Here is a 12,927-nt window from a genome sequence, read left to right as displayed (position 1 = left end):
ACCCTACCCAAACGCCACTTGACTATCCAACACTACTTGGCAACCGCACATCCCCCAACAGCAATATAGCGTTCACATTAAAAAATGTTTATACAAACATAAATAAACCCTAAACAGCGGCTTAGCAAAACGCATAGAACCATTTAAAAATAATCGCTTAATGACAATAAAAACCAACGGCTATAAGGGTCGTGATTACGCATCGGTCAGGCCACTTAAAAACGCCGCCGACACTTAGCCGTTTTTTTTCATAGCCCGCTTTTTTGGCGAAGGATTGATCGGCTGCATCGTCGCTTCATCATCTTTTATCGCCATTTCTTTCACCAACATATCAAGATGCTCATTAAGGGCCTTAAGGGCATTTTCCGGCAATGCAAATATTGCGTGCTGCAATATGCCCTGCGGCGGCGCAGGTGCCTTGGCCATTAACGCCTCACCCGCAGCGGTCAGTGTTACCGTAACGACCCGCTGGTCGGCACTGGCGCGCTCCTTCTGGATGAGTTTTTTCTTAGCCAATTTATCCAACAAATTACTGGCGGTAGAATGGTGTATGGACAAAACCTTAGCCAATTCCGTCACCCGCAGGCCCGGTTGTTTGGACAACTCCCACAGCATCCAGAGCTGGGCGCTACTCACCCCGCATTGCGTTTCCACCCACAACGAATGTTGCTGGGTAGCCTTAAAAATCAACCGGAACTGCTTAAGCACCTCATAAGACCATTGTTTGGGGTCATCTGGCAACGGGGCGGTTGTTGGGGCCGCCTCTGCCCCGGTATCACATTTCATTGTTAGCCATATCCAAAGCTTTATTATTTACCAATCGATTACAAGATATTTTTCGTAACCGGAAACAGCCAAAAACAGGGGCGACCTATAACAGATAGCTTAAAAAATAGAGCTATTGGTATTATTTATACCATCCAAACATTGTTTGCGCAAACATAATTTTTTAATTAAAATGCCCGGATAACTCGGAAAAAAGTAGCCGCATTGCTATATTTATCAATACCGTCTTTTGTATTGAGGATTGCATTCGTTACGGCTAGCACCGCCTATCCCTAGATAGCAAACGCTTTAAGCTTGGGGAAAGCCTTTCGGGAACTACCCACCAAGTAGGGGGAAAAGCATACCAACTTATCGTCTATTGCCATTTTATGCCCGCAAAAAACGATGCCCTGAATTTTCGGGCTTAATTTTAAAAAACTAGCCTGCTTAACTAAATCTTGCCTATTTTGAAATCTGTAGTTTTAAGCAATTCTTAAAGCGATGTAATTTAAAGGACAGCATCAGTTAATCCTCGCCTTCACTGCCTATTGATGCGCTATTGAAACTACTGATTTCAATATGAACGGGGTATAATGGGTAACGGTTCATTTTAAATTACCATGTCTCGCGGTAGCCCAGCCTGTAGGCCGGACAGCCCTTGAAATGAAAACAACAAAACCGAATTGGCATTCATTATGTTTATATTTGCAAAATATGTCCTTTACCCCTTATCAATAGCGAACAGCCAAGGAGAGATTATGTCCAATTCTGATGCCAGCGGCAGCATTACCACCATAATAGAAGATTATGCCGCATTGCTCCGCCAATTTGATGCGTTCAGCAAAAACGCCACCTCACAAAGCGAAGCCTTAGGCGCTATCTGCGTAGGCCAACCGAACCCCAGTTATGGCGAATTTAGCATCAAAATCGCCGGACATACGCTTTTTTTTACCCTAACCAGCTTTCTTGACAGCGATAAAAAGCTGATGGGTGCCGTGGAATGCTATCAAGAAAAAAAATACCCGCACCTTGAAAAAATAAAATTGGGCCGATTTACCTTCAACCCAAAGGGAGACACCAGCGAAAGGGAGCTTAGCCAAGATATCCAGCTTAGCATTGAAGAAGAAGCGGACGCGTTATACCTAATCCTCCCGTTTATCAAAAAAAGCTTGGCGTGAGCGATACCCGCCCAAAACGCGCACCATAAGGCCTAATGGTCCGGGTACCCTTTATACTAACAAACCCCGCACTATCATAAACTCCACGCTTATCTGACCCAGCCGAAAACTATCGCCGCCCTTCTTAACCTTTATAAAATGATTGACAGCCTTAGCAATAAGGGCTAAAAGTTATAAACTACTATCGGCCCGAAAGTGGTTTGTGGTACTCCGGTGACCCAATTAATTTAGTAAAAGTGGTGGCGGCAATGATGAGATTAGTGATGGAAGCCACGATGGTCATAGCCATTGTGTCAATTCTGGTGTTTTTGACAAAAATAAGCGCTAACGAGAAAACGCCTGCTAATACGGGGCGCGATGAAGACCTTATCGACCACGAAGGCGACCGGGAGACACCGGAAAATGATAGTGAAAAACCGTAGCTGGGCAAATAGCGGTGTTTATTTGGCATGAGTCTGTAAAAAAACAGAGGCATAACATAATTGACCCTCCGACACCTACTGAAAGTAGGTGGTTGTTAAGTTCCGCATAATCAAAGGAAAATCAAAAAGTCTAAAGCATTAAGCAACAGTTCAGCTTAGCTATGAGAAACTGGCTCCAACTTAATAACTTTTCAGCACAATTGATGTTTGAGCGAGGATTTTTAGCTATGAAAAAAATAGTAATAATCGGTTTTATAATGATGTGTGCCAGCGGCCCAGTAATGGCCTACGATGCGGTTGACGAAATGGCCTATAGGGAAATGGCCAACATTAACGCGCAAGAGCAAGCTAGCGTCATGCATGAAGTGAGGGAAGGTGATTTTAGGGCGGCCCAACAAATCATTCAGTATGACGAAGCCATGAAGAACGAGATACGCCGGGAAGAGGCTATGTATGACAGGGCTAGGGATATGAACCAATACAATTCTGGTTATTATGGCTCTCCTGGTTACTCTGGTTACTCCAACTCATCGGGCTACTCCGGCTCTCCTGGTTATTATGGACAGTATTGAAATCCGTAGCTTCAAGCCATTCTTAAGATGATGTGGCGCCCGTTAATCCGTTCGTGCCCCCTCTTCGACAGACTCCGCCACAAGGGTGGGGACTGGTGGCAGTCGGACAGTTAATTCTACTTGGCTTAATGGTATTGAGGCACGGCTTACACAATCACCGACAAACACAACACAAGCCCAATACTTAACCGCGCACAAACTTACCTCTACGCCAAGGTAAACCATACAACATCACCAGCCAAAACAGCGTACCGCTACCCAGCCCCATCAACACCCTCGGCATCATGCCAAACAGCGGGTTAGGCGAGACAAAGCCCTCGATAATGCCCGCCACCAGCAAAAACGGCGTGGCGGCCAGGAGAACTTTACCCGTATCGGTGCAAGTGGCCTGAAACGCCTGTAAGCGGCTGCGCGTACCCGGACGGATTAAAGCCTCGCCCAGTTGCAACCCCAAGCCCCCGGCGATGATGATAACGCTGAGCTCAACCACGCCATGGCCGATAATAAAAGCGAACAGCCGCCCGTCCAAGCCATAACTGGCGGCAAAAGCAAACGCGCCGCCCAGCATCAGGCCGTTAATGCCGATCATGTACAAGGTACCGACCCCATAAAAAACCCCCAAGCCAAAAGATAATAACGTCACACTGATATTATTGGCGGCGATGCCGACCGACAATAACGACGACGGCGCCACATTGAGCAAACCATCCGTCCACAAACGTCCGGCGTGGACTTCGCGGATCATCGCGGGCGAGGCAAACAGGTTAATCAGTTCCGGGTACGCGCTGACCAAGACCCAACCGACCAGCAAGGCGACGACAAACACCGCCAGCGAAGCGTATAAGGCCCTCTGCATCCGGCGCATCAGCAACGGCACGTCGATATGGTACAAATCCCCCAACCTACCCCAAAAATGGGGCGCGGGGCGGTACAGTTCCTCGTGAGTTTTTAAAAAAAGATTTTCCAAATAGCGGGTGATCAAGGCCGTTCCCTGTAGCCGCCGCGCCAGCGACAAGTCGTTCATCACGCCGCGATAGCCCACCAACAGCTCGCGGGCTTCAGCCAAAGGTTGTTCAGAGGGGCTTTGCTGAGGCTTAAGCTGGGCTTCCAAGGCATCCCAATGGACTTTACGCGCGGTCAACCAATGGGTCAGGGCTTGCTGGGATGTATCCATAGCTACCTCAAGAAGGGGGTAAAAGCTTTTCTAAGGCCTTTTTAAACGCCAGATCCGGCTTAGCGTCAGGCGGCGGCATCGGTTGGCCGATACGCGCCAGAAACTGCCCGGCAAAGCGTATCCGCACCTCGACCGACAAGCCATCCCAACGTTTAAGCAAATCCAGCAACAAGGCTTGGTCGTCGCCCGACAAATCAGACGACAACGCCAAGCGGGTCATTTGTTCCAAGGTTTTCGCCGGGAGGCGGTTGTCATAGACCAACACCAGATCAGCCGCCAAATCGCCGATCCGCACCTTATCGCGGGTAAAGGCCACCGCTAATAACCCCACCAAATAAATGCCGGGCAACGCATCAACCATCCGCAACACATTCCTGAGCAGAATAGCCCCGATGCTGGGGGTATGGCCGAGGTGGTTGACTAAACGTACCCCCGCCATACGTTTGCCGGGGGTACGGCCCGCCATCAGCACTTCCAGCACCGGATGATAGAGAAAATACAGGCAAAACGCCGGGAGAAGAACGATCAGTTGCCTTGACGACATCCAACCGTACCTAGGCAAGCTATGCAGTTGATCCAACAAAGATATTCCCCCACTCACCAACAGCACCCACGTCAAAGCCAACAAGAAGCGGATATGCAAATCAATGATAAAGGCATGGCTACGCGCCCCTAGTCCGGCAATGTCCAATTGATAGTCTAAGGCATCGGGCGACTGTACTTCTAAGCGGTTAAATAATCCAGCTTGCGGTTTGGGGGGTTGCTGCATAACTTATGCTTCTCATCATTAGGCCAGGCAGCCTTGTTTAAGGTTAAAAAATACGGCCCAGAGTGGAGTGCAATGGCTTTTAGCCATTGCACGATAGCGCGTACACAGACACTAAGCCGCAAGCAACCCTTCCGTCACGCCCCACCAATGCGCTCCCGATGGTTTTGATAATACGTCAATATCTGCTGATCTAACTGCTCAGGCACGGCGCTAATAATAGCCACCCCGGTGCGTTGCAGTTGTTGGCGGGTCAGGGCGCGGCCACGTTGGTACTCCAAGGTGGCGAAATGCCGATACGGGTCTTGCCAGTGGCGGGCGGGGAGGCTTAAGGCCGCACCGATGGTCGGGTCATCCAAACTCGCCACCAACACCTGATGCTTACCCGCCAATAACTGTGCGGCTTGCAGCAATTGCGCCGCCGCCCCAGGCTGCTCGATTTCTGTTAAAAACACCACTAAGCCGCGCCGCTTCAGCAGTTGCTTCACCGCCAACGCGGCATTTAAGGCATTACTGGTTTCGTTAGTCGCCGCCGCTTGTCCTAAAAGCTGGCGCACCTGTTTGACCGCCGCCCACCCGCCCGCCAAAGGGGTTTGCCCCAACGGCTGTTGCGCATAAACCAGACAAGCAATCCGGTCGCCCTGCAAGGCGGCAAACTCACTGAGTTTTGCCGCGACATTGACGCTGTGCTGCAAACGCCCTAAACGCCCACATTGGAGACGGCTACCGCGCCCGCAATCCACCACCACGACCATTTCCAAACGGTGTTCGCGGGTAAAACTGCGGACAATCGGCTTACCGCGCCGGGCAGTGGCCTTCCAATCCATACTGCGCAAGCTATCACCCTGCCGATAATCGCGCAACTCCAGCAACTCCACGCCGCTGCTGTGCGGCTGGCGGCTATAACGGTTGCCCGCGTCGCGCCGCCCAGCTAGGTTAGCGTGGGCAGTCAAACGCACAGGTTCCACGGTAAACGCCACGGCCTCAGTCAGCGGACGTGTCCACCAGCATAAGCCAAAGCCGCCCAGTTGCCGCACATACAAGCTACCCAACGCCGCCGCCCCCAACTGTGTCGGGGTGATGCTAAACACTCGGCTTTGTTGCTCATCGGCAGCAACACGCCATGCTTGCAAGGCGTTATCCGCCACCAGAGCGGTCGGATAATCGGCTTGGGTCTCTATCTGCAACACCCTAGCCGACGGGTTGGCGACGCTTAGCGTGTAATTGACCGGCTCACCTAAGGCGACCGTTTTAGGGATGTGCCGACTAATCACCAAACTTGGCGGCAAGCGTAACCGCTCCCAAACCAGCAACATCAACACCACTAAGGTCGGCCAACGCCAGACCCCTGCCCAAGGCTCACCCAACCAAATCCCCAACACCGCCACCGCGATAATCGCCGTGCCGATGATAAACGCCCAGCGGGATAAGGACATTAGCCCGCCGCCCCGCTACGCGGCACGGCAATCTGGCTATCCAATTCCTGATAGATTTGCAATGCCGTATACCCTTCCAGCATCGCCTCGGCGGTCGGCAACAACCGATGCCCGACCACCCACGGCGCGACGGTTTTAATATCATCCGGCAGTAGATAACTGCGCCCCTGCAAAGCCGCTTCAACGCGGGCGCAACGCATCACCGACAACGCCCCGCGCGTGGACAGCCCCAAGCTTAAACGCGGATGGTTGCGGCTAGCCGCCGCCACTTGCACAACATACTGGTATAACGACGTATCCACATGCACCGCCGCCGCTTCGGCGCGGGCTTGCGCCAACAGGCCGTCCGGCAACGCGCAGATAGTCGGCAACACCGCACCATGCCCGCCGCCCGGCTTATCGTAACGGCTCAGCACCGCCATTTCGGTGTCGGCATCAGGATAGCCCAGTAATAGACGGATTAAAAAACGGTCAAGCTGGGATTCCAACAGCGGATACACACCTTCAAAATCATAAGGGTTTTGCGCGGCAATCAGAAAAAACCCCGCCGCCAACGCATACGTTTGCCGATCAATGGTGACAAAATTCTCTTCCATCGCCTGCAATAAAGCCGATTGGGTTTTCGGCCCCGTACGGTTAATCTCATCGACCAACACCACTTGGTTAAACAAGGGCCCCGGAACAAAATCAAAACTGTTTTGGTGGCTGTTAAACACATGCAGTCCCGTCATATCGGTGGGCATCAAATCCGCCGTGCCTTGAATACGGCCAAAACTGCCGCCGATCAATTGCGCCAAGGCTTTTGCCAACAAGGTCTTACCCAAGCCCGGCACCCCTTCCAACAACACATGCCCGTTCGCCAACCAAGCAATCACCAGCCCATGCAAGGTATCGTCCATACCGAACACCACTTTGCCGAGTTCTTGCCGCAGGTGTTGCTCCAATTGTTGCGCCGCATTGCTAGTCATAAAGTCACTGTCCTGATGTAAGTAAGGGTATGGGTTAAGGGGATTAACGCTAGCCGCTGTCCGGCGTAGGCTTGCTTAAGGGCCGCCAATTGCCCGGCGCTGATCCGGCTATGTTGGCCTAACCAAGCGAGGGCAGCGGCCTCGTCGGGCAAATGGCGTTGCTGACACACATCTTGCAGCAAATGCTTGACCAACGCGTGCGCCAGTTGGCGCGGGGGCAAGCGGCGGGCGAAAAATTCCGCTGTGACAATGATAAAATCCTGTGCCGATAACGCGGGTGTACGGCTGCGCACCGGCGCTAAACGGTTGGTATAACCCAGTACATACAACAGCCACAGCAAGCCTAAGCAAAACAGGCTCTGATGCAAACGGCTGTCACTAAAAAAATGCTGGGGATCGTAAAGTGCCGAAAGGCCAAAATGGTAATCGTCAAACAACACCTGCCCGCCGGGGGCTAAGGTTTGGGCGAGCAGATGGTCGAATAACCGGGCATTATCGGCATGGTTAAGGAGACGGTTGCTGAATAAGTCCGGGATCAGCACTAACAGGATCTGCCCTTGTTCCGCACTGATTTGCCAAGCCACTGTCGTGTCTGTCCCTTGGAGGGTTAGTAGCCGTAACGCCAGATTATCTGAGCTGTCACTCGCCAATTGCCAAGGGCTCTCTAACAGAGAGGCCGCGATGTCCGCTTCCGCACCGTGCAGATCCGCCAACCACGGCACACCGGGCAGCGGCACTAGCGTCTGCGGCTTCAGCGCGGCACTGATAGCATCCCGCATTTGGTTCACAACGCCTTGAAAGGTTTCTGGCTTAGGTTTAGCAGATTCTGGCTTAACCGGCGGGGCTTTAGGTGGCAACGGCTCCGCAGGGGCGACGGGTGCATGGTCTGCGGCGTTGTCATCTTCATCCTCATCTGACTTAGCATCCTTGTGCCCTTCTCGAGCAAGCCGCCAATGCTGTAGTGATAACAGGCTGTTTATTTTGCAAAAACAGTCACGATACATCGACCAAGCGGGATACTGGTAAGCGGCCGCCATCACCAAGACCGTATTGCCTTTAGCCAGCCACTTAGCCAGAGCCGCCCATTCGGCGCGGGAGATGTCTTTGTGCGAAGGCAGGCTCATCAGCAATACATTACCACTAGCCGCCTGATCGGGATGCTGCAACAATGCCGTATAAGGCTGACGGAAACTGCTGCTAGGCACTTGCTCGCGCTGTAACCACACCAACAGCCCTTTCAGGCCGTCCCGTCCGCTGTCCTCCGTACTCGGTACGGAAATAAGTTGCTGCCTCTCAGACGGGGATAACAGAAAAACGACCGCGACCAAGGCCGCCACCGCCAAAGCGAAGGTAAACAAGCGATCTTTCATGATACCTGCTGAGCCAATAAGGCTTCGGCATCACGCCGATAAGCCGCCAAGATTTGCGCATCGGCGGCTTGTTGGCCGAACACAATCGGCTCGGCGGTGGCGACTAAAGCGGTAAACGCCGCCGGATTAACCCCACGGGTTGGCTTAAGATGGCGGAGCAGTTGCCGATACGTCAGCGTCGCATCACGCGGGATGGCTTCCCGCACCGCCAAGGCCTCCACCACCTGTGCCAATAAGGCGGCGATTTGCTGGGGCGGGCTTAAGCCGCCGAAATCCGAGGGGGCTGAAACTGCCGCCAACACCACGCCCGTTTGTTGGTCAGCTTTGCGCCGCCCACCCGACCAGCGGGCAAAAACCTCCGCCAGCCATAATTCATGCGATACCAAGCCTAACGTTACCAACACCAGCAACGCTATAAGGCCATAAAACAAATGCGCCAACGTTTCATCAGACAATGTCATGCCGTTCAACAGACCGCTAAACCACTGGAATTGGGTATCGTAATCTTTGCCTTTCAGGCTATCCAACCACTGTAAAAATCGTGTCCACCACTGCTTTCGGGCTTCTTCGGCACTGGGGTCAAAAATCCCCGCTAATATACCGTCAAGACCGCCCAGGTTAAGGGCAGTTGTACGCACAGGCTGTTCGGCTTTCGCCCAAAACTGCAATTGCCCCGCTTGCACACTATGGCTGTCGGCTTGCGCCACCACCAACGCTTGCCAAGGCTGTACCAATGCCGGACAGGCCAGCGTCAAATCCACAGGCTTACCCGACTGTGGCGGAACGGCATTTAAGCAGTCCCGCACCGCATCCGCGGCGTACCCTGGCATTGCCAAACAGCACAGGTACAAGAGCAACCAGCGCATTATCCAGCCAAACGCGCCGCCAAATCGGCACCGGATTTGCGCAGTTTCAGATCATGGAATTGGACGTAGATCACCGTCAAAAAAAACGGCGTAGAGGCAATGGAGAATAAATTAATGATGAGTTCAGCTATACCATCAATGCCAGCAAATTTAACAATAAAACCCAACGACCTCATTAAAATAAAATAAAACAGCGACAGCAACACCGTCGGCACTGTCAACCCCCCTGCTGTCCGCCACCAATTGCCTTTCACTAAGGCATAACTGGCTTTTAAAGATTCATAAGCCCTCTTAGCATCCAAAACAATAAAATTGACATAAAATAACAGCGATAAGCTCAGTATGATACCCGGCACCAGCAACAAGAGCGTTCCGACACCTAGGGACAACCTCAAAAGACCAGCCGGCACCAGCAACAAGAGCATTCCGATACCCACCGCCAACATATAGAGGAAAGTTGCCAACACGATGGATGGCGTTTTTCTGATACCCAGTTGCAAAGCCTCCATAAAGCTGTCTTGACGCTGATGGGCGGCATTATCCAAGCGATAAATAATCGCCGCATAACCTGCGGCAGAACACACGACCACTGCTACCATAATGCCGAAGAACCACGGAGCCACTTCAGCTAACGCCGCCGCACCGGCCATTCCGGGCAAGGTATGTTGTCTGATGAACCAGTTAAAGCCTAGGCTTAACAGCCCTAACACCGTGCTAAAACTAATCCATTTAGTAAAACTGGCGACATACAGCTTAATGCTGATGTCCAATATCTTGGCGAGACTCACCGGCTCGTCAGCTAAAATCTGCATAACACCTTCCCCCCTAAGTTAATGTTGGCGGCTATCCGCTGGGCAATAACGGCAACATCCGCACCGACAGCCACCTTAAGCATAGCCAATTTCCCGCAAATAACCAAGGTGCTTAGCAAAAAAACGTTTCCCACCCTACCCGCCGCCCCCAGTAAATCCGCCGCGTCAATCCGGCATTGCAGAAGCTAGCAGGGCAATAACGTCGGCACTATCCATTTGCACAATCTGTGCAATCGTCGCCACCGGCACGCCCGCCTGATGGGCGCTGAACACAATTGCCCGGCGGCTTTCAGCAATACCTTCTTGCTTGCCCAGCTCAATGCCTTCCTGCTTGCCCAGCTCAATACCCTCCTGCTTACCTTGCCGGATCGCCATATCCAAACTGGCCTGGACAATGACGATAAATTCGCTCTTGCGGTGTTGCAGTTCCAGCTCTTCGGGGCTTAGGTTGGCTTCGTTGGCTATCCCGAAGGCCTTTACCAAATCCCGCCCGCAGTTTTTTGGTATATCGTTCAGCTTAGCGGCATTTTTGATGAAATACAGCCAGTTGTCCCGCTCGGTCTCCAATTCCATCTCCGTTTTGTTAAACTTGGGCAACTCGATAAAGACCAGCTCAATATCATCGCAGTATTCGATGAAATCACGCTTTTCTAACAGCTTAAAGCAGTTCATCAGGCGCGGGCTATCGGGGAACATGACAAAATCGGTCAAGGTCAGGGCAATGACCGGATTCAACAAATGGTAGGCCTGGCCTTGAACCAGTTGCGCGGAATAGTTTTTTGCCGCATTGTACAATACCCGCTTCTCAAAACCGTCGTGGTTGAGGATCTGCATCTCAATAATGACGCGGGTGCCGTCGCTAAGCAACGCTTTGACATCGACAAAAGTGTCTTTCATGCCCTTGAGCATGGGGATGTTATACGGGTCGACAATGGTCAGGTCGGTAATACGCTTGCCATCGTCAAACGGGAGGACAGCGTTCAGAAAGCTCAATAAAATATCTTTCGAGCCTTCACTGCCGAAGACTTTCTTAAACGCAAAATCGGTGCGGATATCGAGAAAATTCATAAAGGACGCTAATAACGGGAAAATAAAACCATCGTCCTTAATGACCGAAAAGTCTTAGCCGAGGTTCCGCTAACGCCTCACCCTCAGGCGGCTTTTCTTAACAACACATCTAACCAAGCCGCAGGCAATATCCGTTTTAAAAACCCAAACAAATAGGTCGGGAAGGTGACGTAATAACGGATTTTTGGCCGCTTAGCTTCCAAAGCGTGGACGACTTTTGCCGCCACCGCCTCAGCAGGCAGGGTAAACGGGGCGGCGGGGCCTTGTTTTTGCAAACGTGCCGCCAGTGCCTGATAAGTGCCGTGGTGGTAACTCTGGCTAGGGTCGATATTGGCCTGATACAGCGCAAAGGCGTTTTTGCGGAAATCGCTGCGTATAGGCCCCGGCTCTATCAGCGCAATATGGATACCCGTACCGTGCAACTCCAAGCGCAAGGTATCGGCAAGGCCTTCCAAAGCAAACTTACTGGCATTGTAGGCACCGCGATAGGTCATGGCGACCAAGCCCAATACCGAGCTGTTATAAATGATACGGCCATAACCTTGGCGGCGCATCACCGGGATCAGCAAATTGGTCAGCTCTTGGGTGCCGAAGACGTTAGTTTCAAACTGCTGGCGCAACACCTCGCGCCCCAAATCCTCAACCGCCCCAGGCTGGCCAAACGCGGCATTATTAAACACCGCATCCAATCTGCCGTCCGTTAACGCCAACAGCTCGGCGACCGCCGACCGGATACTGGCACTGTCAGCCAAATCCAAGCGCAACGCAGTAAAGCCCTCCGCCGCCAACCGCGCCACATCGTCGGGTTTACGCGCCGTGGCGAAGACCCGATGACCGCGCTGTTTCAGCACTTGCGCGGTCGCGTAGCCGATACCGCTGGAACAGCCGGTAATCAGAACCGTTTTTGCCGTCACCATTATTTGCCCAGCTCTTGCTCGTTAAAATAAAAGGTTTTGGCGTTACTGCAATCGACCAGAAACACTAACGACTCTGGGCTGGATTTTTCATTCAGCTCCGACGATTCGACGCGGTTACACTGCCCGGTCGCCAAGGCTTTTTCCGCCGCCGCCCCGCGCAGCCGTTCAATATCGACTAAACGGCCTTCAAAACGCTTGACTAACGGCAACAAATTATCCACATCATAAGGCGGGATAGCATAAGCCGAAAAATCATGGGGACGGGCTTTAATCAGCACCTGGTTCTTTTTTCCCGCCTCGACAATCTGCTGTTTGCGCTGCACCGCTTGCTGGCGCTGAAGTTCGGCTTGCTCTTCGCGCTCTTGACGTTCCTTTATTTTTTGCAGATCAGATTTTTTCTCTGCATCCAGATCAATGCTGACACCCGTTTTCAGGTCAATCTGGATATTAGAGCCTGCCACACAGGGCGTGGAACGGTACACTTTATTGCCGCCAGAATCGGTACATTTATAGACCTCGGCCTCCGCATTAAAAGCCAAAAAGCCGGTTAATAGCAAGACTAAATATTTCATGTTCTCTCGGTTGGTTAGGGGTATTAGTTTTACTGCTATCT

At 52.2% G+C, this 12,927-nt stretch carries 14 protein-coding genes; 3 read left to right on the top strand and 11 right to left on the bottom strand.

Annotation, left to right across the window (positions count from 1 at the left end; all coding sequences use genetic code 11):
• Positions 1-234 precede the first annotated feature (234 nt).
• Complete coding sequence (locus tag AADEFJLK_RS01405) at positions 235-786, bottom strand: MarR family winged helix-turn-helix transcriptional regulator (protein WP_103973049.1); 552 nt, start codon at positions 784-786, stop codon at positions 235-237.
• Positions 787-1,523: 737 nt separating this feature from the next.
• On the opposite strand from AADEFJLK_RS01405, the gene AADEFJLK_RS01400 reads away from it, so the two are divergent.
• From AADEFJLK_RS01400 to AADEFJLK_RS01395, 3 genes are all read left to right on the top strand, one after another.
• The gene (locus AADEFJLK_RS01400) at positions 1,524-1,943 is read left to right on the top strand and encodes a hypothetical protein (protein WP_103973048.1); all 420 of its coding nucleotides are present in this window, start codon (positions 1,524-1,526) and stop codon (positions 1,941-1,943) included.
• Positions 1,944-2,191: 248 nt separating this feature from the next.
• A complete protein-coding gene (locus AADEFJLK_RS24300) occupies positions 2,192-2,365 on the top strand; it encodes a hypothetical protein (protein WP_170064999.1) in 174 nt (57 codons plus the stop codon).
• A gap of 161 nt (positions 2,366-2,526) precedes the next feature.
• Positions 2,527-2,937: a hypothetical protein gene (locus AADEFJLK_RS01395; RefSeq protein WP_103973047.1), complete on the top strand. Its 411-nt coding sequence runs from the start codon at positions 2,527-2,529 to the stop codon at positions 2,935-2,937.
• A gap of 184 nt (positions 2,938-3,121) precedes the next feature.
• On the opposite strand, the gene AADEFJLK_RS01390 is transcribed toward AADEFJLK_RS01395, so the two are convergent.
• The 10 genes from AADEFJLK_RS01390 to AADEFJLK_RS01345 all read right to left on the bottom strand — a co-directional run bounded on the left by AADEFJLK_RS01390 (position 3,122) and on the right by AADEFJLK_RS01345 (position 12,886).
• Complete coding sequence (locus tag AADEFJLK_RS01390) at positions 3,122-4,111, bottom strand: stage II sporulation protein M (protein WP_103973046.1); 990 nt, start codon at positions 4,109-4,111, stop codon at positions 3,122-3,124.
• 7 nt (positions 4,112-4,118) lie between these two features.
• The gene (locus tag AADEFJLK_RS01385) at positions 4,119-4,880 is read right to left on the bottom strand and encodes an RDD family protein (RefSeq protein ID WP_103973045.1); all 762 of its coding nucleotides are present in this window, start codon (positions 4,878-4,880) and stop codon (positions 4,119-4,121) included.
• A 134-nt stretch (positions 4,881-5,014) separates the two neighbouring features.
• Complete coding sequence (locus AADEFJLK_RS01380; protein ID WP_103973044.1) at positions 5,015-6,313, bottom strand: DUF58 domain-containing protein; 1,299 nt, start codon at positions 6,311-6,313, stop codon at positions 5,015-5,017.
• Positions 6,313-7,281: an AAA family ATPase gene (locus AADEFJLK_RS01375; RefSeq protein WP_103973043.1), complete on the bottom strand. Its 969-nt coding sequence runs from the start codon at positions 7,279-7,281 to the stop codon at positions 6,313-6,315. Before AADEFJLK_RS01375 ends, AADEFJLK_RS01380 begins: the two co-directional genes overlap by 1 nt.
• Positions 7,278-8,651 (bottom strand): DUF4350 domain-containing protein, encoded by a 1,374-nt coding sequence (locus AADEFJLK_RS01370; RefSeq protein WP_103973042.1) that lies wholly within the window; start codon positions 8,649-8,651, stop codon positions 7,278-7,280. The genes AADEFJLK_RS01375 and AADEFJLK_RS01370 overlap by 4 nt, the downstream gene beginning before the upstream one ends.
• Positions 8,648-9,481, bottom strand: coding sequence for a hypothetical protein (locus tag AADEFJLK_RS01365; protein WP_146054483.1), 834 nt, complete (start codon positions 9,479-9,481; stop codon positions 8,648-8,650). Before AADEFJLK_RS01365 ends, AADEFJLK_RS01370 begins: the two co-directional genes overlap by 4 nt.
• A 35-nt stretch (positions 9,482-9,516) precedes the next feature.
• Positions 9,517-10,329 carry a DUF7847 domain-containing protein gene (locus AADEFJLK_RS01360; RefSeq protein WP_103973040.1) on the bottom strand — a complete coding sequence of 271 codons (813 nt, stop codon included), beginning with the start codon at positions 10,327-10,329 and terminating at the stop codon, positions 9,517-9,519.
• A 165-nt stretch (positions 10,330-10,494) separates the two neighbouring features.
• Positions 10,495-11,397: an Rpn family recombination-promoting nuclease/putative transposase gene (locus tag AADEFJLK_RS01355; RefSeq protein ID WP_103973039.1), complete on the bottom strand. Its 903-nt coding sequence runs from the start codon at positions 11,395-11,397 to the stop codon at positions 10,495-10,497.
• A gap of 83 nt (positions 11,398-11,480) precedes the next feature.
• Complete coding sequence (locus AADEFJLK_RS01350) at positions 11,481-12,314, bottom strand: SDR family oxidoreductase (RefSeq protein ID WP_103973038.1); 834 nt, start codon at positions 12,312-12,314, stop codon at positions 11,481-11,483.
• Positions 12,314-12,886: a DUF4124 domain-containing protein gene (locus AADEFJLK_RS01345; RefSeq protein WP_103973037.1), complete on the bottom strand. Its 573-nt coding sequence runs from the start codon at positions 12,884-12,886 to the stop codon at positions 12,314-12,316. The genes AADEFJLK_RS01350 and AADEFJLK_RS01345 overlap by 1 nt, the downstream gene beginning before the upstream one ends.
• Positions 12,887-12,927 lie beyond the last annotated feature (41 nt).

It is taken from the genome of Methylovulum psychrotolerans, from assembly GCF_002923755.1.
GTDB lineage: Bacteria > Pseudomonadota > Gammaproteobacteria > Methylococcales > Methylomonadaceae > Methylovulum > Methylovulum psychrotolerans.
The sequence above is the reverse complement of the archived record's forward strand: the minus strand, read 5'-3'. Positions and strand labels throughout refer to the sequence as shown.